Below are 22,733 nucleotides of genomic sequence, written 5' to 3' on the forward strand. Positions count from 1 at the left end.
CCACCGAGCAATCGGACGAGCCCCTCGTGCCGGAGGAGATCACCCGGGCTGACCCGCTCGGCACCACCTGAGCGAAGCCGTCCCTCCCCGGGAAGACCCATGGCCGAGATGTCGCCGGAACCCATCCCGATCTCCGGTGCGGGCGAGCGATCGGACGACGTGGGAGCAACCCATGCACGCGCCTATCCCGAGCTCTACGAGGCTGCGACGGTCGGGCCGCCGTCCTTCAAGCACCTGGTGCAGACGCGACGTCTCATGGAGCAACCCCACGCGGAGGGTGACATCGAGGCCGCCGAGTGGTTGCTGCCTCGCGTGCGGGAGCGGTTCGCTGCCGATCACGGCGGCATCGCGAAGGAGTACTACTGCCAGCACGTCGTCGGAGGGTGCCTGCTGGGCGAGGACGCGACACTGCACTCGATCCTGAACTCCGCATCCGCCGACCACGTCAACCTCGAGATCGAGTGCAAGATCTTGGTCCGCGAAGCTGGGTTGGGATTCGCCGCTTCCGGCCTGGAGCCACAGCTCCACGAAGCCGTCGACCACGCGTACTCGGCCTTGACGCGCGTTCTTGCCTCTGCGAACTCGTTCGCGGACCCCGACGCGAGCGAGCAGGAGAAGGCACAGGCCCTCACGACAGCCAGCCAAGAAGTGGCCACCGCACGGGGCCGCGTCGGTGCGCTGTTGCAGCGGCAGGCACGCTACGAGTACTTCCTCGGGGTCCTCACTGGCGTGTTGCCGATGCTGCTCATCATCTGCCTGCTGGGCCTCGTCTCGACACGTCGCTGGGACGAGGTGATCTCGGCCCCTCACCTGGTGGGTGCGATGACCATGGCGACGCTCGGGTCGGTCATCAGCGTCGTGCAACGGATGTCCTCAGGCGACCTCGTCGTCGACTTCACTGCTCCCCGGGGCCAGCGGGTGGCACTGGGAGCCTTGCGTCCCGTGGTCGGTGCGGTCTTCGGCGCCGTCGCGTACTTCGCAACGGTGACGGGAATCCTGGCCAGCGGAGCGGAGGCCGAGAACGGATCGTCTTCGTTCGCGCTGTTCGCCTTCTTGGGATTCGCCGCCGGCTTCAGCGAGCGCTTCGCCACCGACATGATCGAACGCGCCGGACAGCTGATCGGTTCGCGCCCCTCGACGACCGCGGACAATCGATGACAGTCTGACGCCATCTCCTGTGGCGCACTCAGGCGTGCAGCCGGGCAGCCTGCTCGCGGACCGCCTCGAGGAAGCCGGCGAGCGCGGGCGCCTTCGACCCCTCCCGCGTGATCATGACCAGCCGGCGCCCGACGGACCCTTCGGCCACGGGGCGGATCACGAGCCCGCGGTCCGCGGCGGGCAGCGCAAGGGCGGGCAGCAGTGCCACCGCGCCGCACCTGCGGACCAGCTCGAGCTGCACGTCGGCGTCGTTCGACCGGTGGCGCACGTCCGGGTCGAACCCGCCCATGGCCCGGCAGGTGCTCTCCACGACGGCGAGGTGGCCGGTGCCCCTCTCGGAGGCCGTCCAGACGTCCTCGCGGAGGGCGGCCACCGACACCGGACCCTTCCGCCGCGCCATCGCGTTGGCCGGCGGCAGCACGAGCCGGAGCGGCTCCTCGTGGAGCACCTCGAACGTCAGTCCCGCCGGCCGGGGGCGCGGGTGCCCGTCGTACTCGTCGCTGACGACCAGGTCCAGCGCCCCGAGCCGCAGCTCGGGCAGCGCCTGCTCCAGCTCGATCTCGGTGAGCTCGACGCGGACCTGCGGGTGGTCGACCTGGCTGCGCACCACGGCTGGGATCAGCACGTGCTTGGTCGCCGACTGGAGGCCGCCCGCGCGCACCGTGCCGCGGACCTCCCCGGCGAGCGAGGCGAGGTCGGCGCGCGCGTCCTCCGCCGCCGACAGCAGGAGCTCGGCGTGCCGGGAGAGCAGCCGTCCGGCGTCGGTCAGCCGGACGCCCCGGCCGGCCTTCTCCAGCAGGGCCACGCCGGCCTCGCGCTCCAGGACGGCGAGCTGCTGGGAGACCGCCGACGGGGTGTACCCGAGGGCGGTCGCCACCGCGGCCAGCGTCCCGCGCTCCTCGAGCTCGCGGAGCATCCGGAGCCGGGTGAGGTCGAATCCAACCATTCAGCGATGCTAACCGGTGAGGTACAGGAACGTTCGCTGGTGCTGACGACTCCCTCGCCGCATCCTTGACCCATGGGACCCGCACTGTGCTTGCTGTCAGCCGCGCTGTTCGGCGCGATGGCGATCTTCGGCAAGTTGGCGTACGACGCCGACGTCACGCCGCAGGAGCTGGTTCTTGTCAGGTTCACCATTGCGGCTGCGCTGCTGTGGCTGCTGCATGCGGTGTCGAGGGACCGTCGTTCCCTCCGGCCAGGCACGACGATCGACGGCTCGGCCGTCAGGAACTGGCGACCGGTCGTCACCGCACTCGGTCTCGGGGCGTTCGGCTACGCCCTGCAGGCGAGCCTGTTCTTCTCCGCCCTGGACCGGGTCGACGCCCCGATGGTGTCGCTGGTGCTCTACACCTACCCGGCGCTGGTCACGGTGGCCGCGGTGCTGCTCGGCCGCGAGCGGCTCTCCGGTCCCCGGGTGGCCGCCCTGGTCGCGGCCTCCGCCGGGACGCTGCTGGTCCTGGTCGGCGCCGGTGCGGTCGGTTTCGAGGCGGCCGGGGTCGCTTTCGCCTTCGGCGCCGCGCTGACCTACACCGTCTACATCCTCGTCGCGGACACGACGGTCCACCAGCTGCACCCGATCCCGCTCTCCGCGCTCGTCATGACCGGTGCCGCGGCGGCCCTCGCCCTCCGCGCCGCGCTGACGGGCGGGGTGCGGCTCGACTTCGAGTCCGCCGGCTGGCTCTGGATCGCCTTCATCGCGGTCGTCTCGACGGTGGGCGCGATGCTCGCGTTCTTCGCCGGCCTCAAGCTGGTCGGCCCCTCGACGGCGTCGATCCTCTCCGCCTTCGAGCCGGTCACCACCACGGTCCTCGCCGCGGTGACGCTGGGCGAGCTCCTCACGCCCGTCCAGCTGGTCGGCGGGATCCTCGTCCTCGCCTCGGTCGCCCTGGTCCAGCTGCGGCCGCGTGGGCGGACCGCGACACTCGAGGTGGTGCGCGAACCGGCCCGTGCCGCCTAGCGTGGGACGGGTGAGAGCCGTCGTCCAGGACCGATACGGCTCTCCCGACGTGCTCCGCCTGGCGGACGTCCCTGCGCCGGCACCGGGGCCCGGCCAGCTCCTGGTGCGGGTCGTCGCGACGTCGGTGAACCTGAGCGACTGGGAGTGCCTGCGCGGCTCCCCGGCGTACGCACGGATCGGCGGGTTGCGCTCCCCCGCCCGCCCGACGCTGGGCTCCGACGTCGCGGGCGTCGTCGAGCAGGTCGGCGAGGGGGTCAGCGGGTTCCGGGCCGGCGACGAGGTGTACGGCGACAACCTCGCGCTCAAGGGCGGCTTCGCCGAGCTGGCGGTCGCGCCGGCGACCGCGCTCGCGCACAAGCCACCCGGGCTGAGCTTCGTCGAGGCCGCGACCATCCCGCAGGCCGGAGCGATCGCCGTGCAGGGCACGGCCCGCGTGCGGGAAGGCGACCGCGTGCTGGTCAACGGCGCCGGCGGAGGGACCGGCGCCTTCGCGCTCCAGCTGGCCCGACGCCGAGGCGCACACGTCACCGGCGTGGACAACTCCACCAAGCTCGAGCACATGCGCGCGGTCGGCGCCGACGAGGTCCTCGACCACGAGCGGGTCGACTACACCCGCACCGGGCCCTACGACGTCGTCCTCGACCTGGTCGCCCACCGGTCGGTGCTCGCCTACCGGCGCGCCACGGCCCGCGGCGGCAGCTACCGCTGCGTCGGCGGCTCGGTGCGGACGCTGCTCCGCGTCCTCACCGCCGGTACGGCGGTCGGGCTGGCCACCGGCCGCTCGATCGGGGTCCTCGTCGTGGAGCAGGGGCCGGAGCACTTCCGCCCCGTCGCCGAGCTCTGCGCGACGGGCGAGCTGCGGATCCACGTCGACCGCACCTTCACGCTGGACGAGGTCCCCGAGGCGCTCGCCCACGTCGGCGAGGGCCGGGCGCTCGGGAAGGTCGTCGTCCTCCCCGCCGGCCGTTGAGCGAGGTGCTGAGCGAGCTGATGGCGCCGAGCTCCGGGTGGCCGGGCAGGACCCGCCGACCGGTCCGCGCCGGGACGGTGGGGGCGGCGGAGGGGCGCCGTCCCCACCTGCGGCCTCACCTCAGCTTGAAGGTGAGCGACGAGGAATCGGCGTCCTCGTCGACGATCACGACGCCGTCGGCGCCGGTGAACTTGCCGCTTCCCCCGGTCACCGGGAGGGCGAACCGTTGGCTCTCCGCGCCCTCGGAGAACCGGAAGGCGCCCTGGACCGTGATCTGGCCCTTGCCGTAGAAGACAGCCGTCGCCGTGCACTGGAACCAACCGCCGGCACCGTGCAACCGCGTGAGCGTGCACTCGCCGTGGTCGGAGCCGACCACCTTGCCGTGCTTCACCAGGTCCTCGGTGAACACGAACCGGTCGCCGATCCCGAATCCGCGCTCCCCCAGGTCGAGGTCGACCGCGTCGACCTCACGGACCTCCACCCGGAAGGTGTCGCCCCGGTCGTCGTGGCCGCCACCACCGCCTCCCGCACTTGCCGGCAGGATCCACCACCCCGCTGCCCCGAGAGCCACGGCTGTCAGGGCTGCTGCCCCGTAGCTGCGTCGCATGCGGCCTCCTCAGAAAGCGCCCGGGGCCATTCCCGGGCTCCTGCCACCCACGCAACGCCCGCAGGTCGGGAGCCCACAGGACCACATGGCCCGGGACCGGGCCGATCCCCGCATTTGCGGACCAACACCTCAGCGGCGGAGGTACCTCGCCCAGAAGAAGCAGTAGACGCCGAAGCACCCGAGCCCCACCGCGACGACGGCGAGCAGCAGCGGGCCCAGCGGCTGGGCCAGGAGCTGGTGGAGCGCGACGTCGAGACCGCCGGACTCCTTGGGCTCGTGCTGCACCGCGGCGCTGACGAACAAGACCCCGACCACGGCCAGGGCGACGCCCTTGGCGAGGTAGCCGACCTTGCCCGCGACGATGACCGGCGCACGGGTGCCGCCGCTCGTGGCCTGCGGCTGCAGGTGGTCGGTGAACTTCTCTGCCCAGCCGCGGTAGCCGAGGACGACGCCGACGGCCACGATGCCGAGGCCGATCGCCCCGACGAGGAACGTGCCGCCGGGCGCCGACATCAACCGCGCCGTCGTCGAGTCGGTGCCGCCCCCGCTGGAGCCGGACCCGGTGGCTGTGGAGGCGGCGGTCCACCCGAGGACGGCGTAGACGACGGCACGCCCGGCGGAGACGGCTCGCTTCGCGTGGCGCTCCACCCCGTCCTCGTCCTGGTGCCCGACGACCGCCTCGGCACCCTGCCAGACGACCAGGGCCGCCATCCCGGCGACGATCACCCAGAGCAGCAGGTCGCCGAACGGCTGCTCGGCGAGCTGGGCGAGGGCGCCGGTCTGGTCGGCCCGTCCCTCGCTGTTGTCGCCCCAGGCCAGCGGGAGTGCGGTGGCGGCGATGACGAGGTGGACCACGCCGTACGCCACCAGCCCGACGCGCGCCCCGTGCTTGAGCCCCTCACTGTTCCGCGGTGCTCCTGCGACCTGCTCGACCGTGCCCACGTCCCTCTCCTCCACCCCCGGCCGGACCGGTGGTGCGCCACCACCCTGCGGGAGAGATACCGCCTCGGCGCGCGCGACAAACGCGGCGCGGTTTCCGGCCGTCCCGTGCTCAGGACCGCGGGAGCCGCACGGTGACGCGAAGGCCGCCGCCGTCGCGAGGCTGCACGGTCAGCGAACCGTCGTGCGCCTCGGTGATGCTCCGGACGATCGCCAGGCCGAGCCCGACGCCCGGGTGGTCGCTGCGGACGCGATCCGTGCCGCGCCGGAACGGCTCGACCAGCGTCGGCAGCAGCACGGGGTCGACGACCGGACCCGTGTTCTCGACGACCAGGACGGCACCGCCTCCGTCGGCGCGGGTGCTGGTCCGCACCCCTCCGCCGGCGGGCAGGTTGTGGACGATCCCGTTGTGGACCAGGTTCGTGGCCAGCTGCAGCAGGAGCGCATGGGAGCCGACCGCCCGCACCTGGTCACCCGCGGTCGTCAGGGTCACGCTGCGCTCCTCCGCCAACGGCAGCAGCGTCTCGGCGACCTCCTCCGCGACGAGCGACAGGTCGATCTCCTCGCGTTCGAACGAACCGCGGTCGGCGCGGCTCAGGACCAGCAGGGCCTCGGTGATGTCGATCGCGCGGGCGTTGACGGCCCAGAGCCGTTCGAGGAGCCGGCTGGTGTCCGGGTCCGGTTCGCTGCGGGCCACGTCGAGCAGGGTCTGGGTGACCGCGAGCGGCGTCCGCAGCTCGTGGGAGGCATTGGCCGCGAATCGCTGCTGCTCGGCGTCGTGGGCCTCGAGCCGGCCGACCATGGCGTCGAACGCGTCCGCCAGCTCACGGAACTCGTCCTGCTTCCCGGGCAGGCGGATCCGGTGCGAGAGCGAGCCTCCCGCGACGGCACGGGTGGCCTCCGTGATGCGGTTCAGCGGAGCGAGCACCCGGCCGGCGAGGAACCAGCCACCGGCGAGCCCGAGGACGAGGAGGGCTCCCAGCGCCAGCGAGGCCCGTGGCAGGAACGCACGCTCCAGGTCCGACCGGTTGGGGACGAAGAGCCGCGGCCGCCGTCCCGCCGGGTCGGAGCCGAGGTTCACCTCGTCGGGCACGTAGCGCAGCAGGAAGACGTAGACGACCGCGAGCAGCAGGGCACCCGCCACCATCAGGAACCAGGCGTAGCTCAGGGTGAGCTTGAGCCGGACGCTCAGGCCCGGCTGCCTAGCCACGTGGCTCTCCGGCGCACGCCGGCATCGGCTCGATGCGGTAGCCGACGCCGGGGACGGTGGAGATCAGCCACGGTCGGCCGAGCCGCTTGCGCAGGGCCGAGACCGTGATGCGTACGGCGTTGGTGAACGGATCGGCGTTCTCGTCCCACGCACGGGCCAAGAGCTCCTCGGCGCTCACGACTCCGCCGTCGGCAGCCATGAGCACCTCGAGCACGGCGAACTGCTTGCGGGTCAGCGCGACGTAGCGCCCGTCCCGGTAGACCTCCCGGCGGAACGGGTCCAGGCGGAGCCCGGCCACCTCGAGCACGGGTGGACGGGGGTGGCCCCGCCGGCGGGCGAGCGCACGCAGGCGGAGGACGAGCTCGCGCAGCTCGAACGGCTTGGTGAGGTAGTCGTCCGCGCCGAGCTCGAACCCCGAAGCCTTGTCGTCGAGCCGGTCGGCGGCGGTGAGCATGAGGATCGGCATCCCGGTCCCCGACGCCACGATCCGCTGCGCGACCTCGTCGCCGGAGGGCCCGGGGATGTCCCGGTCGAGCACCGCGACGTCGTAGTCGTTGCTCCCCAGCTGCTCCAGTGCCGTGGTCCCGTCGCCGGCGACGTCGGCCGCGATCGCCTCCAGGCGCAGGCCGTCGCGGATGGCCTCCGCCAGGTAGGGCTCGTCCTCGACGATCAGCACGCGCATAGCAGTCGCGATGCTACGAGCCGCGGTGTTTCGCCGGCATATCGAAAACCGCAGACACCCCGGCAACACGGCGCCGCCTTCACTCGGTCCATGCTCTCGAACCTCCCTGTCCGTCGACGGTTGGCGGGCGCCCGGTCCCTGCTGGTCCTCGTGCTGGCGTCGGCGGTCATCGCCGCCGCCCTGCACTGGTGGAGGAGCTCCTCGACCGACCCCGCCGACGGCGGCGTGTCAGGCGGCACGACGGTCGACGCCGACGTGCCTGCGGTGGAGAACCTCGACGACGACCTCAGGGACGCCCTCCGCGAAGCGGCCGCCGACGCAGCCGAGGAGGGGATCGAGGTCCGCGTCACCAGCGGCTGGCGCTCCGCGAGCCACCAGAAGGAGCTGCTGGAGCAGGCGGTGGCCGAGCACGGGTCGGAGGCCGAGGCAGCGCGCTGGGTGCCCACCCCGGACACCTCGCCGCACGTGACGGGCGACGCCGTCGACATCGGCGGCGCGGAGGCACGGGCGTGGCTGGCGCGGTTCGGCGCCGGCTACGGCCTGTGCCAGGTGTACGGCAACGAGCCGTGGCACTTCGAGCTCCGTCCGGAGGCGGTCGAGGACGGCTGCCCTCCGCCGTACGCCGACCCGACGCACGACCCCCGCTCGCACTCGTGACGGCGGGAACCTGTCGGGGCGGCGTCGTACGGTCACGTCATGCGCTTCGGACTGACGATCCTCCCCGAGCTGCCCTGGGCCGAGCTCCGCCCGCGGTGGCAGGCGGCGGAGGCCATGGGGTTCGACCACGCCTGGACCTACGACCACGTCGTCTGGGGCGGGCTGCCCGAGTCGCCGTGGTACGGCACGACACCGACCCTCACGGCCGCTGCGCTCGTGACCGAGAGGATCCGACTCGGGACCTTCGTGTCGTCGCCGAACTTCCGCCACCCGGTCGTGCTGCACCGCGACGTGCAGTCGCTCGACGACGTCTCCGGCGGCCGGTTCCTGCTCGGCGTCGGCACCGGCGGCGACCTCGACTCGCGGATCCTCGGCGGTGCCGAGCTGAGCACGCGCGAGCGGGTCGACCGGTTCCACGAGTTCGTCGGGCTCCTGGTGCGGCTGAGGACGGAGGACCACGTCGACGCCGACGGCCGTTGGTTCTCCGCCCGCAACGCCCGGACCCTCCCAACGCTGCGCGACGTGCCACTGCTGGTCGCCGCCAACGGCCCCCGGTCGCTGCGGCTCGCCGCCCGCGCGGGCGACGGCTGGATCACGATCGGGCCCCGGACCGACGACCTCGAGAAGTGGTGGGCCGGGCTCGACACCGCGCGGCAGACACTGGAAGAGGCGCTCGTCTCGGCCGGTCGCGACCCGGCGTCGTTCCCGTGCTACCTCAACCTCGACTCGACGCCGCAGTTCTCGCTGGAGAGCCGTGGCGTGTTCGAGGAGATGGTCGGCCGTGCCGAGGAGCTCGGCTTCACCGACGTCGTCACCCACTGGCCACGCGCCGACGAGCCCTACGCGGGCTCGGTCTCGGTGCTCGAGGAGGTCGCCGCCTCGGTCGTCGCCGCCCGCTGACGACTCGGGCGCCTCTCAGTCAGACCAGGCAGTCTTCGGGCGCCGGTTCGCAGGGCTCGGGGAGCACCGCCCGACCTTCGAACTGCCCGGCCCGGTGCATCTCCAGCAGCGTCCTGCCGGCGGCGTGCAGCCCCACCGCGGCCCAGACGATGTTCGACACCACGCTCGGCCACGCGCCGTACGCCATGCTCGCGAGACCCGCGAGCACGCCGCCGGTGACGTTGAGCAGCGAGTAGGTCAGGGAGTGCGACGCGAGCCAGCCACGCGACAGCAGCAGGTAGGCACCGAAGGTGCCCAACGTGCCCAACCACCCGAGGGTCGCGATCAACATGCTGGTCCTGTTCTGGGTGGTCCGGAGGGGTGGGGCGACAGCAAGGATGAGGTCTGAAAGCCTTCAGATCAAACGCACTTTCCTGCATTCCTGATTTAGGATCGCTGAACATGTCGATCGACCCTCGCCGGCTCCGTTTCCTGCTCGCCGTCGCCCGTGCCGGCGGGGTCCTCGCGGCAGCCGACGAGCTCGCCGTCACCCCCTCCGCCGTGTCGCAGCAGCTGGCCAAGCTCGAGGCCGAGACACGCCGAAGCCTGGTCCGTCGCACGCCGACCGGCACGGTGCTCACCGACGCCGGACGGCTGCTGGTGGAGGCTGCCGAGGACATCGAGCGGCTCCTCCAGGAGACCGAGACGCGGCTGATGCCAGATGACACCGGCCCGGCCGGGACCATCCGGATCGGCGGCTTCTACAGCTTCTTCGCGGTCGTCCTCCTGCCTGCCTTCCCGGAGTGGAGGGAGCGCATGCCGCGGCTCCAGGTCGAGCTCGTCGAGGAGGACCAGGACGAGCTGCTGCGTCGGTTGCGCGCCGGGGACATCGACGTCGCCGTCCTCGAGCTCGACGCGGAAGAGACGCCGCGCGCCCTGCCGTCCCGGATGACCGAGATCCCGCTCCTCGACGAGCCGTGGCAGGTGGTCCTCCCGGCGGGGGCCGTCGCCGCGGCCGACCCGGTCAACCTGAGCCGGCTGGGGCTCCCTTGGCTCGGGGTGCACCCGTCGGCCGCGGGCGCCCAGGCGCTGCGCCGGGTCCGGCGCGCCACCGGCAACGACGAGCCGACCGTCCACGCCTACGTCGAGACCCAGACCGCGCTGGCGCTCGTCGCCGCCGGGGAGGGCGCCGCGCTGATCCCGTCGCTGGCGCTGCGCGGCCCGACCCCGCCGGGGATCGAGACCCTGGACCTTCCGGGGATCGGGCACCGACGGATCGTGCTGCGGCGCTACGAGGGCCGTCGAGTGCCGGAGTCCGTCGACCTGGCCGCGTCCCTGGTCCGCGAGGCCGCGGCGGCGATCTCCTTCGAGTCCCGCTCCTAGACCGTTCGCCGTAGGGTCGGCTCACGTCTCCACGTCGAAGGGCGGCACGCATGTCGAACGAGTCCACCGGTTCCCGCGCCACCGAGCTGCTGTCGCTCCACCAGGACGCCAAGCTGCTCACGGTGGTGAACGTCTGGGACGTCATCAGCGCGAAGGTCGTCGCGGACGTGCCGGGCACGACGGCGCTGGCGACCGCAAGCCACTCGATCGCGGCGTCGTACGGCTACGAGGACGGCGAGAACATCCCGCTCGACCTGATGCTCGAGGCGGTCGGCCGGATCGTGGCGTCGACCGAGCTGCCGGTCAGTGCAGACCTCGAGGGCGGGTACGGCGACGCGGCCGAGACGATCCGCCGGGCGATCGGCGTCGGTGTTGTGGGGGCCAACATCGAGGACCAGATGAAGCCGGTCGCCGAGGCCGCCCGCCAGGTCGAGGCGATCATGAAGGCAGCCGAGGCCGAGGGCGTCCCCGACTTCGTGCTCAACGCCCGCACCGACGCCTTCCACCTCGGCCGCGACAAGGACCCGGCCGAGAACCTGGCGGCCGCTGTCGAGCGTGGCAAGGCCTTCCTCGACGCCGGCGCGCCGGTGGTGTTCGTGCCCGCCTTCCTCGACGAGGAGCAGGTGGGCACGCTCGTGGACGCGTTCGGCCCGCAACGCCTCACGCTCATCGCGATCCCGGGGACCCCTGCCCTGCGCCGCCTCGAGGAGCTCGGCGTCGCCCGGGTCTCCTTCGGTCCGCTGTCGCAGAACGTCGCGCTCACCGCGCTGCAGGAGCTGACCGAGGGCGTCGTCGAGCGCGGCGAGGGCGTGCCGTCGAACATGCGCGTCCTCAACTAGCACCGCTCCTGGTTGGGCGTCGGGGATCCGGACGACCGTCGGCAGCCACACGGAGCGGGTCGCCTCCGGCCGCTCCGACCACGTGCCGGTCATCGTCGAGCTGGCTCCTCCTCGACCGTGACCTCGACCTCGATCGGGTCGACGACGATGGCGGTCACGTGGTCAGCCGGGACGGTGAAGACGTGGCGACCGCAACCGTGCGGGGTGCCGAGCGTCTGGACGCGGTAGCTGTCGTCGGAGGGCTCCGAGAGGAGCAGGACGGGAACGCCGCCTGACACCTCGACCTCGCACTCGTCGAGCGAGAGCGCGGACCACAGCGCCTCCGAGCCAGGTGTGGACATCAGCACCGCACCCGTCGGCGCGACGCTCGTGCCCGCCTCGTCCTCGTCGTCCGGCGCGGACGTGACGAGCGTGAAGACGGTCAACGAGACAGCCGCCAGCACCACCGACAGCGCGAACACACCGCGGTCCTGCTTGCTCCCGAGCCGCCCGGCCTCCAGCTCGTACTTCGCGAGCGCGTAGAGCTCCGCCCGCTTCTTCAGGTACACGTCACGCTTCCGCGCATTGGTCCTGGCCCACAGGGCGAACCGCTCCTCGTCGGCCTTCGTCGTCGCTCGCTCGGCCATGACCTCGTAGGTGGAGGCTGCACGTGTGTAGGCGACGAGCCGCGCCTTGAACTCCTCGAGCGTCTGGGCGTCACCTGGGAGGTACTCGTGCAGGAGGTTGGTCTCGATCCGCTTCTTGAGCTTCTTCGGCAGGGCGTCGAGCGTGATCTCGACCGGAACCATCGCCCGCAGCAACCGGCTGACGATGACCAGCACGCTGAGCGCTGCGGCCGCCGCAGCTGCGAGCACCAGCAGCCAGCGGGGCCATCCCCAGGTCGAGGCGTCCACGTCGCCGTCGATCAGCGGCCCCGCGCCGATGACGACGGCCGCGATCGAGCCGATCGAGCCGGCGAGCCACTTCGCTGCCTCCCGCACCCCGGTGCTGGCGGTGACCCAGCGTTGCGGGTCGGTGGCCTCCGGAGTGAGCGGGGGCGCCACGTCGGTGCTCATCTGCGTCCACCGGACCTAGAGGTCCATGGGACGCACGGCGTCGGCCTGCGGCTCATCAGCACGCTCCCAACCCTTCGGTGGCCCGACCCAGACCCAGTCGCCGCCCGGCGAGATGGTTCCGAGCTCGGCGTCCGGCCCGAGGTCGGGTGGTCTCTTCTCGTAGCTGCCGGGGTTGTTCATGCTCGCGCTCCTCCCGTTGGCGGCCGCAGCTCCTCGTCGCATGGACCGTTGAGGCAAGCGTGTGCCACGACGCGCAGGTTGACCATTGCCCGTTCGGCTATGAGCCGGAGCCATCACAGGCGTCCGGGCCGACCACGGTGCGGTGCGCGATCGTCGCCAGTGCCTCGCGTGCGGCTGCGCCGTCGACCAGCCTCACCTCGACACGGCGGTTGTGCATCCGGCCGCGCGGGTTGTCGTACCCGCCGATCCGGTTGGGTCTGACGGGGCGGGTCTCGCCGTACGCGTGGCGCCGGATGACCCGGCCGTCGAGCAGGCGGACGACCGTGGCGATCCGCTTCCGGGACAGGGCGAGGTTGAACGGCTTGGTGTTGCGCGAGTCCGTGTGTCCTTCGACGGACAGCTCGGTGACCGGGGCGAGCAACTCGGCCCATCGGCGGACCTTCTCTGCACCCGCCTGGCTGAGGCAGGCCTTCCCGTACGGAAATCGGATGATCAGCACCGGTGGATGGCCCCCCGGATGTCGCCGGCTGCCCGTGATGCGCAGCCGCGAGGCACTGATGGCGAGGCGCTTCGCTCGGACCGGCGTTCCGTCGCGCGTGCGGATCCGCCCTGAGTCCGCATCGATCGCCTGGCGGCTCCCGGCCGCGTCGGTCGTCACGGTGTCGAGGGTGGGCGCCAACCTGCCCATCACCTCTTGGCAGCCGGCGAAGACGATCAGCCCGGTGACCAGCAGCACCAGCTGCTTCCTAGTCGACGGGGACACTTCTCATCCACGGGACACCGCGGATCCGGAGGTCGACCGCCGCGGGAAGCGGATCGGGTCGCATGAAGAGCGCCGTGAGGTTGCGCCACTGCTGTGGCTCCAGCGGGCGATCGAGACCGCCGGAGCAGACGCAGGACCCGTCGTCGTGGCGTGCCACGGGGTAGGCCCAACGGTTCCGGGTGTCGACGAGCCGGATGCTGCTCAGCTCGGGTTCCTCGTCGTCGCTGAGCTGGTTCCCGATGGTGACCGGCGCGTCGGAGGGGTTGAAGACGGCCAGGTCCAAGGCGACGAAGCGATCGCGCACCGTGAGCCGCCGCGCCTCCACGTGCAGGGGTGAGCCGCCCAGTTCAGCCGCCATCGCGACCCCACGTCCATCCGGATCCACGGGGACGGGCTCGCTGACGCTTCCGCCACCGCCCCCGCCGTCCTCGCCGCCGGCCCCGCCGTCCTCTTCGCCGGCCCCGCCGTCCTCGCCGCCGTCGCCGCCGGAGGGGCTGCCGCCGCTGAAGCCACTGTCCCCGCTGGGTTCGTCACCCGGCCTCCCCGGCCACACGTCGGTCTCGGCGAGCTCCAGGGCCGCGATGTTGTCGTTGTCGAACACCTCCACGACCGGCCCGCCGCCGCCGGAGGTGGCAGGGGAGTCCCCCGCCAGGTAGAGACGCGAACCCGAGCGAGCCACCAACCTGCCGTCCACCACCGTCGCGTCGGTGAGCGTCACGCGCGCGTACGTCTCCTCGGGGTCGCGGGCGCCGGCCTCGTAGAAGAAGCTGAGGGCACCGCTCCAGATGACGATGGCTGCGAAGATCGTGAGCGCAGTGCCGCGCCGCCCGGACTGGGTGAGGGCGAGCGCAGCGACCAGCACCACGACCGCGGTGAAGATCGCCATGACCGTCAGCCAGCCGATGGTGACGGCCCAAGCACCGAGGCTGAGGGTGAACCCCAGCCACAGACCTGCCAGCGACACCATGAATGGGATGCGCCCTTGAAGCCGTCGTGACATCGCCGCAGCGATGGTCGTGCCCACGACCGCCGCGAGGATCACGCTCGCCACTTTCCACCAACCCTCTAGATCGACGAGCGCCTGCCAGGCGGCTGCGACGGTGAGCGCGACGAGAACGACCGTGACCACGAGCCAGAGGTCGGGCGACTGCCGGAGCTTCCTGACCAGGGCGCCCCGGAGCCTCGTCGTCTCGTCCCTCGTCGGCTCGTCCGGGATCGCGAAGTACACCCCGAGCGCCACCACCGCGGCGAGCACGACAGGAAGCGTCAGGCTTTGGAGGCCCTCGGTGAGCAGCCACTCCTGACCCGCGCCCGCGAGCAGCGGAATGGGCGGCACCTCCATGTTGTCGGCCCTCGCCCAGAACCGTGCGCCGCCGATGACCGCGATCCACGCAGCCAGCGCGGCGGCCAGCCCGACCACCTGCGTCACCGTGTCCCACGGGAAGGGCTTGTCGCCGCGATCCTCACCCGCGTCGATGGAGGTGGGTTTCGGTGACTCAGCATCGCGGGGTGCGACGGGCATCGGCTCGCCCCCGACGTCCCCGTCGGCCGCGCCCTCGAGGCCCTCGAGGACGCGGCCTTCGATCGTGCTGGTCGCCGTATCGATGAATGGCCTGGTGGTGCCGGTGAGATCGAGGTCGCCGTCGACGTGGGCACGTCTCACCAGGAGTCGGCCGCGGAGCCGCGAGTTGGTGATCGCGAGGCGACGCGCCCACACACCCACGATCTCCACGGTGCCGGCGACGACGCATCGGTCGAGCTCCAGGACGACGGGACGTCCGCCGACCGTCAGCACGAGATCGCCCTCCACCACCCTTGGTGGGTCATCGGTCGACTCCTCGACGTCAACGGTGTCGGGACTGCCAGCTTCCTCGACCGGGGGTCCGCCGAGCAGCAACGCGGGCCGCGCCTCGCGCTCCGCGTAAGGCTCCTTCCGGGGACGGCGCAGCAGCCGCACGTCCCCCTCGACGAGGGTGTCACTGATGCGCAGGACGATGTCGGCGTTGCTGACCCATCGCTGACGCCGGTCGCCGGCGAGGAGCTCCTGGAGGACCGAGCTCAGCTCCTCACCCGTGACGTGGCCGGGAGGTATCGGCCGTCCCGCCTCGACCGCCGCGACGAGCGCGTCCTTCGTGACCTGGGTGGTCGCACCGTCCCCCGCCGTCATCCTTCAAGCGGAGCACCGTCGGTCCAACCGCGCGAGGGACCTTCGACACGGATTCGCCGTCATCCCAGAACTGACCACACCGCCCTCCCAATTGAGAGCCGGACAACGTCGTCGACGCGTTCGTCCTCGCCCACCGCCGCAGGTACATGGAGATCGCGGCGATCTCGCTGCCGGTCAACGCGCGGCGGAGGATGTCACTGCCGGAGAGGCAGTACACGATGACCTTCGGCATCACCCGGTCAGACGCGGTCGACAGGTGGAGCACGGCCCAGTTGGTCGCCGGGTCCTGCGCCGTCCACTGCTGCCAACCGGCGATGACCGCCTCGGTGTCCTTGTCCGCCCAGCGCAGGACCGTGTAGCCGACGGAAGCCGCCGCGCTGGTGGCGAAGGTGGACTCGGTCGCCACACCGAAGTTCCCGCGGCCGAGCGTGAGGCCGGAGGTGCCGACGGTGGCGCAGTGGCCGGTCGGGACCGTGCGGCCGGAGGACCCTCGTCGGAGCAAGCGCCGTCCGCGGGAACAGAGCACGGCTGCCGTCGGTTGACGTGACCCGTGAGCGCGCCCGAGATCACCAGAGCAAGCGTCGGCCTCCGCAGCGAGCGGGGGCCGATCCTTGTGGCGGTGATGCTGGGCACCGGGCTGGTCGCGATCGACGCGACGATCCTCGCGACCGCGGTGCCCTCGGTGGTCGAGGACCTCGGCGGCTTCACCTCGTTCCCGTGGCTGTTCTCGATCTACCTGCTCGCGCAGGCGGTGTCGGTGCCGATCTACGGCAAGCTCGCCGACCTCTACGGACGCAAGCCGGTGATGCTCGTCGGCATCGGGCTCTTCGTCGTCGGCTCGCTGCTGTGCGGCATCGCTTGGAACATGCCGGCTCTGATCGTCTTCCGGCTCGTCCAGGGGCTCGGCGCCGGCGCCGTGCAGCCCATCGGCATGACGATCGTCGGCGACATCTACTCCCTCGCCGAGCGCGCGAAGGTGCAGGGCTACATCGCGAGCGTCTGGGCCATGTCCTCCGTCGTCGGCCCCACGCTGGGCGGCCTCTTCGCCGACTACCTGACCTGGCGGTGGATCTTCCTCGTCAACCTGCCGGTCGGCATCGCGGCCGGCTGGGTGATGTGGCGCCGCTACGAGGAGAAGGTCGAGTCGCGCAACCACTCCATCGATTACCTCGGCGCCGTGCTGCTGGCCGCCGGTGGCTCGTTGCTCCTCCTCGCGCTGCTCGAGGGCGGCGTCCGCTGGGAGTGGGGCTCCGCCTCGAGCCTCGGGATCTTCGCCGCGGCGGCCGTCCTGCTCGCCGCGTTCGTCGCGGTCGAGGCGCGCGCGACCGAGCCGGTGCTGCCGCTGTGGATCTTCCGGCGGCGCGTGCTGAACGCCTCGAACTCCGGGGCGTTCGTCGTCGGCGTGCTGCTGCTCGGGCTGACCTCCTACATCCCGCTCTACGCCCAGGGCGTCCTCGGCCACGGTGCACTGCTGGGCGGACTCACGCTGGCGGCGATGAGCATCGGATGGCCGCTCGCCGCCTCGACCAGCGGCCGCTTCTACCTGACGATCGGTTTCCGCCGGACGGTGCTCATGGGTGCGCTGTTCGTGGTCGCCGGCGCGGCGCTGCTGCTCCCGGTCGACGCCGACAGCGCCTTGTGGGAGCTGGCCCTTCCCTGCCTGGTGATGGGCATCGGGTTCGGGTACGTCGCCACCCCCGGGGTCATCGTCGCCCAGTCCTCCGTCGGCTGGGAGAACCGCGGGGTGGCCACCGGCACCAACATGTTCTCCCGGTCGATGGGGAGCGCCGTCGGCGTCGCCGTGTTCGGCGCGGTCGTGAACAGCCGGATCGCCGGCGGATCGTCCGGGTCCACCGACCTCGAGCACCTGCCCGCCGACGTGCTGGCGCCCGCCGTGCACGCGGTCTTCTTCGGCTCCGCGGTCGTCGCGCTCGCGCTGCTGCTCTCCGGGGCGCTGATGCCGCGCCGCGCCGGCGAGGATGCGACCGCCTGACTACCCGGGCGCGGTCGCGACCTCCCGGGCGCCCTCGCGCATCCGGGGCAGCAGCTCGTCCCCGAGCTCGTCGGCCAGCTGACGCTGGGCCTGCCCCAGCGACCTCGCGACCACCGGCGGCAGCGGCGACCTCGTCCGCCGCCGCAGGGCTCGTGCGCCACCGAGCGCGCGGGCGCGAGTCGGTGCGTCGGCACGGGTGAGCGCGAGGGCCTCGAGCCCGTGCGCGACCGCGCGGGGGTCGCCGGTGCGGTGGGCGAGCTCGACCGACCGGTTCGCGAGCCGCACGGCCTCGTCGCCGACGGTGGCGGCGAGCTCGGAGGCGAGCCGGCCGGTGGTGTAGCTGATGCCGGCACTGGATCTCTGCTGCTCGTACCAGTCGAGGGTCCCCGCATGGAGCTCTGCTGCCCGGTCGTGGTCGCCGCCGAGCCCACGGGCGAGCCCGAGCGAGTTCTGGGCCAGCGCAACCCCGGCGGCCGAACCGATCGACCGCGCCAGCTCGACCGCCGACCGGAGCGTGCCGAGGGTCGGCTCGGCCCCAAGCAGGGCCTGCACCGACCCGAGCCGGGTCAGCTGGGTGGCCTGCCACTCGGGTGCGTCGACGTCCCGGGCGAGCGCCAGCGCCCGCTGGTGGGTCCGCGCGGCCGTCGGCAGGTCGCCCACGATCTCGGCGCAGTACCCGAGAAGGTCCATCGCCATCATCTGGCCGGCGGCGTCGTCGAGCTCCTCGAACGCGCGCTGGCTCGAACGGCCGCCCGCTGCTGCCCGGGCGACCTGGCCCCGCTGCAGCTCGGCCTTCGCCTCGGTCAGGCCGACGAGCGCGAGGCCCCACCGGTCCTGCGTCCGCGCGAAGCCGGCGCGGCTGCCGGCGAGCAGCAGCGCCGCACGACCAGGCTCGCCGCGCTGCAGCAACCGCTCGGCCAGCAGTACGCCGGCCACGGACTCGTGCCGCCCCCAGCCGACGTCCCGCATCTCCTCCAGGGCTCGTTCCCCGGCGGCGATCGCCTCCTCGGCGCAGGCCGTCGCCGAGTCGAACACCGCCCGCCACGCGGTCGCCCCGAGCACCGCCGGCCCGTCCGCACTCCGGCTCGAGGTGACGCCGACGAGCTCCTCCAGCAGGTCCCGCCCCTCCGAGCGGCGACCGCCCAGCCACCACCACCAGGAGCCGCGCAGCGCCAGCTCCAGGGCCGCCTCGACCGCGCCCTCGCTCGCCAGCCAACGCGCGGTGTCCATCGCACCCGCCGGGACGGCGTGCACCCGCACGTGGTCCCGCTCGCGTCGGGTGGCGGTGCGCTCGGCGGCGAGGAGCCGGTCGAACTCCTGCTGCAGCTCCTCGGGGACGGCGAGGCCGGTGTGTTCGGCGAGCACGCGCCGCCCCACGTCGTACACCGCGAGCGCCTCGGCGCGGCGACCCGCCCGGTCAAGCGCCCGCATCAGCAGCAGCCGGGCGCGGGTGCGCAGCGGGTCCTCAGCCAGCAGCCCGCGGAGCAGGTCGACCGCCCGCGGCCCGCGGCTCTCCGTCGCGAGCATCGCCTCGGCCGCGACCTCGACGAGCGCGGCGCGTTGCTCGGCTGCGCGCGATCGCGCGGCGACGAGCCGAGGGTGGTCGTCCAGCTCGCCGAGCGGCGGACCCTGCCACAGTGCGAGCGCCCGCTCCGCCGCGGTGAGGGCATCGTCCGCGCTGCCGTCGGCCAGCGCCTCCGCCGCCGCACCAGCGAGCTCGCCGAACAGCCGCAGGTCGACCTCCGACGCCGGCAGGTCGAGCCGGTAGCTCCCCTGGTCGTGGCGGAGCGCATCGCGGCGCGGCCCCAGGTGACGCCGGAGCCGGGACACCTTCACCTGCAGGGCGTTCCGTGCACCGTCCGGCACCTCGGCGCCCCAGACCGCGTCGACCAGCTCGGTCGTCGACACCGCCCTGCCCTCGGCGAGCGCGAGGTGCGCGAGCACGACGCGGTCCAGCCGCGCCGGCGCCACCGGGGCACCACGTCCTTGACGGATCGTGATCGGGCCGAGCATCCGGACCAGCGGGTCGCTCATCCCGAGACCGCCAGCTCGGAGGTGGGCGCCATCCCCATGCCGTTGGGGTAGGGCACGCCGCCCGCGGTGACGATCGGCTCGACGACCCCGGACAGGTCGGCGGTGAGCGAGGCCAGCGCCTGGTCGTCGAAGCCGCTCCACACGAGAGCCGTCATGGCGTCGGTGTGCTCCTCCACCTCGGCCCGGGCCCGCTGGCCGTGCGGCGTGATCCGGCCGTCCTCGGTGAGCCAGCCTCGCGCCGTCAGCGACGCGGCCGCGGCCGCCCACTCGTCCTCGGTCCAGCCGCGGTAGCTGCGTTGGTCCTCGGGGACGAGCCCGAGGGCGACCATGACCACGTTGCTCTCGACCGGCCCCAGGTCGGCGGCGCGCAGCGCCGTGATGTGCGCGTCGCCGCGGAGCTCGCGCAGCGCGCTGGTCGCCCAGAACAGGGCGAGGTGCGGCTCGGCCGGACGAGGCAGGCTGCGGTGGGCGGCGAACAGTGGCGCGCCCGCGGACGGGAGCGCCTCGACGACCTGGCCCAGCCGGCCGGCCAGCCCCGCGACGACGGGGTCCTCGACGCGGTCGCCGAGGTGCCGGCGTACCGCCCGGTCGAAGACGCGCAACCGGGCCGCGGCCGCCTGCTCGGGCGTCGTGTACCGCCACGCATCCGGCAGCGCCCGCTCGACCATCCGCGGCGCGAAGCCGTAGAAGCAGGCGGTCACCACGTCCGCAGCAACGACGCCGAGCGCCGCGGACCGGCTCGCGAAGTAGCCCATCCAGCCGCCCTTGAGCCCGAGCGCCGTGTAGACCTCCGGCCGCTCGGGGGCGAAGTAGACCAGCGCGTGGTACGCCTCGACCAGCCGCCACAACGCACGCTCACGGGCACGTCGGGACGGGGCCGCGACACCGTCGGCTTCGGCCATCGCCACCTGCCTCACTTCCAGGGCACGCCGGGCGTGCCGGGTTCGCAGACTAGCCCCAGGATCGCGTCCGTCGCTGACAGCCGGCTGACCGGCCGACGGGGCAGCCGCTCGTGGCGTCAGCACCCTGTCAGCGCGACGCCCTACCGTCGCCCCGTGACCACGACGAACTTGTTGCGTGACCAGTGGGACCAGCTGCGGGCCTGGGTCGAGGGCGAGGGCGTCCTCGACCACGCGGACGAGCCGTCGGGGCTGGGCGGCTGGACGGTCTCCGACCTGGTCGTGCACCTCGGCTACGGGCTGCGCATGGTGGCGCAGCTCGAGGCGACGGAGCTCGAGCCGATCACCCTGGCCGCCTACGTCGCCGGGTACTCCCCCGCCCACCGCCAGATCGCGGCCGACACCGAGACCGTCGCGGAGCCGCTGCGCGGCCGCGAGCTGGCCGGCATCGACGAGCTCGCGGACGAGGCGTGGCGGGCGCTCGACGCCGGCCTGCCGCCGGTGGTGCTCGGCCGCCGCGGGCCGCTGCGTCGCGACGACTTCCTGGCGACCAGGCTCATCGAGCTCGTCACCCACGGCGACGACCTGCACCGCGGGTTCGGCCCCGGCCGCCCGTCGCCGTTGGTCCCCGCCGCGGTCGACCGGGTCGCCGCGGTGCTGGCGGCCGGGTACCGCGAAGTCACCGGTCGCCCGCCTGGGTGGGCCGGGCTGGACCTGGTGCGCGTCGCGACCGGACGTACGCCGACCGACGACCCGGCGATGCCGCTGCTGTCCTGATCCACCGAAGGAGCCACCGATGATCGAGCTCGTCCCCCCACCCGCGGACGGCCCGGGACCCGACTGGGCCGAGCTGCACCGGTCCGCCGACCTCAGCATCGGCAGCTACGTCCTGCCGGCCGGGGGCACCGACCCGCAGTCGCCGCACACCGAGGACGAGGTGTACGTCGTGCTCGCCGGTCGGGCCCGCCTCGCCGGTCCCGACGTGAGCATCCCCGTCACGGCCGGGTCCGTCGTGTTCGTCGCCGCCGGAGAGGAGCACCGGTTCGTCGACATCGAGGAGGAGCTGCGCGTGGTGGTCGTCTTCGGCCCCGCCGAGCACACGCGGTCATGAGGCGCGTGCGGTGACGACGGCGAGCAGGGCGAGCGCCGCGAAGACGAGCGCCGCGGCGCGGAACCCGCCGACGCCGGAGGCCAGCAGCGCGCCGGTGAAGGGCGCGGCCGCGATGGCCAGGGCGACCGGCCTCTGGAACGTGCCGCTCAGCTCACCGAAGGTCGTCCGCCCCCAACGGTCGGCGACCCCGAGAGTGACGGTGAGCGTGTGCGCGCCGCGGACGGCTCCAGCGAGCAGCGCCGCTACCATCAGGCCGGCCGTCCCGGGGGCCAGCGCCAGCCCGCCGACCACGACCACGGCCGCGGCGACCAGCACCAGTGTCCGCAGCCGCGGGTCACCGAACCGGGCCATCGGCAGGTAGGCGAGCCGCCCGACCACCTGGCCGGCGCCGACCAGCCCGAAGGCCAGAGCGGCAGTCGCGTAGGAGTGGCCGTGCTCGCGCGCCAGCGGGACGAGGTTCAGCGTCGCGGCGTACAACGCCAGGCCGACGAGCAACATGCTCGCCTGCGTCGCGCGGAACCGTCGCGACGTCACGATCTCCCCCACGTCGTGGCCGGGCGGCGGTGGCTCGGCGTGCGCGGTCCACGGCGCCGCGAGCCCCCACCAGGCGAGCGGGATCGTCAGCACGACGTATCCGACCGCGACCCCGAGCAGCGCCTCCCGCCACCCGACGGACTCGGCGACGGGAGCCAGGACCGGGGCGAGGAGGGCCGACGAGGCGCCGCCGAACAGCGACACGACGGTGAGCGCCGACGCGGCCCGCTCGCCGTGCCAGATCGTCAGCGCCGCGAACACCGGCGGGTACAGGGTCGCCGCCTGGCCGAGCCCGACCAGCGCCATCCCGGCGAGGGCGGCCGCGGGGTGGCGAGCAGCCGCCACGGCGACGAGGCCGACACCGCCGACCAAGGATCCGACGGTGACGAGGATGCGTGGCCCGTGCCGGTCGACGAGCCTGCCGACGCGTGGGCTCACCAGCGCGGAGACCACCAGCGACCCGGAGTACGCCGCGGTCATCGACGCCAGCGACCAGCCGGTGTCGCGCGCCGCGAGGTCCATCAGCACCGGCACGGCGTAGTAGAGCGCGGCCCAGCTGAACAGCTCGACGAACCCGCACGTCAGCACCGTGGGCCAGAAGGGCGGGGTGCGAGCCACAGCCACCACCCTGACGGCTGAGGTACGACGCGCGCGAGTGCCGGTCCCGCTCACCCGCTGTCCTGTCAGCCGATGGTCAGCGGCTTCGCGCACGCTGA

At 72.9% G+C, this 22,733-nt stretch carries 24 protein-coding genes; 10 read left to right on the forward strand and 14 right to left on the reverse strand.

What is annotated here, in order from left to right:
- The first annotated feature begins 99 nt into the window (after positions 1-99).
- Positions 100-1,158: a hypothetical protein gene (locus FIP57_RS21290; protein WP_148575572.1), complete on the forward strand. Its 1,059-nt coding sequence runs from the start codon at positions 100-102 to the stop codon at positions 1,156-1,158.
- Positions 1,159-1,186: 28 nt separating this feature from the next.
- Here FIP57_RS21290 and FIP57_RS21295 read toward each other — a convergent pair whose 3' ends face one another.
- Positions 1,187-2,104: a LysR family transcriptional regulator gene (locus tag FIP57_RS21295; protein ID WP_148575573.1), complete on the reverse strand. Its 918-nt coding sequence runs from the start codon at positions 2,102-2,104 to the stop codon at positions 1,187-1,189.
- Between the two features lie 72 nt (positions 2,105-2,176).
- Between FIP57_RS21295 and FIP57_RS21300 the strand changes: the two genes are divergently transcribed.
- Entirely contained in the window at positions 2,177-3,115 is a 939-nt protein-coding gene (locus FIP57_RS21300) for a DMT family transporter (protein ID WP_148575574.1), read from the forward strand.
- Positions 3,116-3,125: 10 nt separating this feature from the next.
- Entirely contained in the window at positions 3,126-4,085 is a 960-nt protein-coding gene (locus tag FIP57_RS21305) for an NAD(P)-dependent alcohol dehydrogenase (protein ID WP_148575575.1), read from the forward strand.
- A gap of 115 nt (positions 4,086-4,200) precedes the next feature.
- Here the strand turns inward: FIP57_RS21305 and FIP57_RS21310 are convergent, their stop codons facing one another.
- The 4 genes from FIP57_RS21310 to FIP57_RS21325 form a co-directional block, all read right to left on the reverse strand.
- Positions 4,201-4,692: an allene oxide cyclase barrel-like domain-containing protein gene (locus FIP57_RS21310; RefSeq protein ID WP_148575576.1), complete on the reverse strand. Its 492-nt coding sequence runs from the start codon at positions 4,690-4,692 to the stop codon at positions 4,201-4,203.
- A 129-nt stretch (positions 4,693-4,821) separates the two neighbouring features.
- Entirely contained in the window at positions 4,822-5,634 is an 813-nt protein-coding gene (locus FIP57_RS21315) for a DUF1206 domain-containing protein (protein WP_148575577.1), read from the reverse strand.
- A 109-nt stretch (positions 5,635-5,743) separates the two neighbouring features.
- Positions 5,744-6,841, reverse strand: a complete 1,098-nt coding sequence (locus FIP57_RS21320; RefSeq protein WP_203231394.1) for a sensor histidine kinase — start codon at positions 6,839-6,841, stop codon at positions 5,744-5,746.
- A complete protein-coding gene (locus tag FIP57_RS21325) occupies positions 6,834-7,523 on the reverse strand; it encodes a response regulator transcription factor (RefSeq protein ID WP_148575578.1) in 690 nt (229 codons plus the stop codon). Before FIP57_RS21325 ends, FIP57_RS21320 begins: the two co-directional genes overlap by 8 nt.
- A gap of 90 nt (positions 7,524-7,613) precedes the next feature.
- Between FIP57_RS21325 and FIP57_RS21330 the strand changes: the two genes are divergently transcribed.
- Together FIP57_RS21330 and FIP57_RS21335 are read left to right on the forward strand one after the other, a co-directional pair.
- Positions 7,614-8,180, forward strand: a complete 567-nt coding sequence (locus tag FIP57_RS21330; RefSeq protein WP_148575579.1) for a M15 family metallopeptidase — start codon at positions 7,614-7,616, stop codon at positions 8,178-8,180.
- Between the two features lie 39 nt (positions 8,181-8,219).
- Positions 8,220-9,080 (forward strand): LLM class flavin-dependent oxidoreductase, encoded by an 861-nt coding sequence (locus FIP57_RS21335; RefSeq protein ID WP_148575580.1) that lies wholly within the window; start codon positions 8,220-8,222, stop codon positions 9,078-9,080.
- 19 nt (positions 9,081-9,099) lie between these two features.
- On the opposite strand, the gene FIP57_RS21340 is transcribed toward FIP57_RS21335, so the two are convergent.
- The gene (locus FIP57_RS21340; RefSeq protein ID WP_148575581.1) at positions 9,100-9,411 is read right to left on the reverse strand and encodes a CBU_0592 family membrane protein; all 312 of its coding nucleotides are present in this window, start codon (positions 9,409-9,411) and stop codon (positions 9,100-9,102) included.
- Between the two features lie 110 nt (positions 9,412-9,521).
- On the opposite strand from FIP57_RS21340, the gene FIP57_RS21345 reads away from it, so the two are divergent.
- Together FIP57_RS21345 and FIP57_RS21350 are read left to right on the forward strand one after the other, a co-directional pair.
- Positions 9,522-10,442 carry a LysR family transcriptional regulator gene (locus tag FIP57_RS21345; RefSeq protein ID WP_148575582.1) on the forward strand — a complete coding sequence of 307 codons (921 nt, stop codon included), beginning with the start codon at positions 9,522-9,524 and terminating at the stop codon, positions 10,440-10,442.
- A 50-nt stretch (positions 10,443-10,492) separates the two neighbouring features.
- Positions 10,493-11,281, forward strand: coding sequence for an isocitrate lyase/PEP mutase family protein (locus FIP57_RS21350; RefSeq protein WP_148575583.1), 789 nt, complete (start codon positions 10,493-10,495; stop codon positions 11,279-11,281).
- Positions 11,282-11,370: 89 nt separating this feature from the next.
- Here FIP57_RS21350 and FIP57_RS21355 read toward each other — a convergent pair whose 3' ends face one another.
- The 5 genes from FIP57_RS21355 to FIP57_RS23440 form a co-directional block, all read right to left on the reverse strand.
- A complete protein-coding gene (locus FIP57_RS21355) occupies positions 11,371-12,336 on the reverse strand; it encodes a hypothetical protein (RefSeq protein ID WP_148575584.1) in 966 nt (321 codons plus the stop codon).
- Positions 12,337-12,351: 15 nt separating this feature from the next.
- A complete protein-coding gene (locus FIP57_RS23430) occupies positions 12,352-12,516 on the reverse strand; it encodes a hypothetical protein (RefSeq protein ID WP_162529913.1) in 165 nt (54 codons plus the stop codon).
- 97 nt (positions 12,517-12,613) lie between these two features.
- Positions 12,614-13,252 carry an OmpA family protein gene (locus tag FIP57_RS21360; protein WP_148575585.1) on the reverse strand — a complete coding sequence of 213 codons (639 nt, stop codon included), beginning with the start codon at positions 13,250-13,252 and terminating at the stop codon, positions 12,614-12,616.
- 10 nt (positions 13,253-13,262) lie between these two features.
- Complete coding sequence (locus FIP57_RS23435) at positions 13,263-15,446, reverse strand: MFS transporter (protein WP_162529914.1); 2,184 nt, start codon at positions 15,444-15,446, stop codon at positions 13,263-13,265.
- Positions 15,346-15,852 (reverse strand): hypothetical protein, encoded by a 507-nt coding sequence (locus tag FIP57_RS23440; RefSeq protein ID WP_162529915.1) that lies wholly within the window; start codon positions 15,850-15,852, stop codon positions 15,346-15,348. The genes FIP57_RS23435 and FIP57_RS23440 overlap by 101 nt, the downstream gene beginning before the upstream one ends.
- A gap of 144 nt (positions 15,853-15,996) precedes the next feature.
- Here FIP57_RS23440 and FIP57_RS21370 point away from each other — a divergent pair, with 144 nt between their 5' ends.
- Entirely contained in the window at positions 15,997-17,439 is a 1,443-nt protein-coding gene (locus FIP57_RS21370) for an MDR family MFS transporter (RefSeq protein WP_238993653.1), read from the forward strand.
- Here FIP57_RS21370 and FIP57_RS21375 read toward each other — a convergent pair whose 3' ends face one another.
- Both FIP57_RS21375 and FIP57_RS23445 read right to left on the reverse strand, forming a co-directional pair.
- A complete protein-coding gene (locus FIP57_RS21375) occupies positions 17,440-19,473 on the reverse strand; it encodes an AfsR/SARP family transcriptional regulator (RefSeq protein ID WP_148575586.1) in 2,034 nt (677 codons plus the stop codon).
- The gene (locus FIP57_RS23445) at positions 19,470-20,375 is read right to left on the reverse strand and encodes an SCO6745 family protein (RefSeq protein WP_162529916.1); all 906 of its coding nucleotides are present in this window, start codon (positions 20,373-20,375) and stop codon (positions 19,470-19,472) included. The genes FIP57_RS21375 and FIP57_RS23445 overlap by 4 nt, the downstream gene beginning before the upstream one ends.
- A 153-nt stretch (positions 20,376-20,528) precedes the next feature.
- Between FIP57_RS23445 and FIP57_RS23450 the strand changes: the two genes are divergently transcribed.
- Together FIP57_RS23450 and FIP57_RS21390 are read left to right on the forward strand one after the other, a co-directional pair.
- Entirely contained in the window at positions 20,529-21,149 is a 621-nt protein-coding gene (locus FIP57_RS23450; RefSeq protein WP_162529917.1) for a maleylpyruvate isomerase N-terminal domain-containing protein, read from the forward strand.
- 19 nt (positions 21,150-21,168) lie between these two features.
- Positions 21,169-21,483 (forward strand): cupin domain-containing protein, encoded by a 315-nt coding sequence (locus FIP57_RS21390; RefSeq protein ID WP_148575589.1) that lies wholly within the window; start codon positions 21,169-21,171, stop codon positions 21,481-21,483.
- Here FIP57_RS21390 and FIP57_RS21395 read toward each other — a convergent pair.
- The gene (locus FIP57_RS21395; protein ID WP_162529918.1) at positions 21,478-22,635 is read right to left on the reverse strand and encodes an MFS transporter; all 1,158 of its coding nucleotides are present in this window, start codon (positions 22,633-22,635) and stop codon (positions 21,478-21,480) included. The genes FIP57_RS21390 and FIP57_RS21395 overlap by 6 nt on opposite strands.
- Positions 22,636-22,733 lie beyond the last annotated feature (98 nt).

This window comes from Nocardioides caldifontis, assembly GCF_008087345.1.
GTDB lineage: Bacteria > Actinomycetota > Actinomycetes > Propionibacteriales > Nocardioidaceae > Marmoricola_A > Marmoricola_A caldifontis.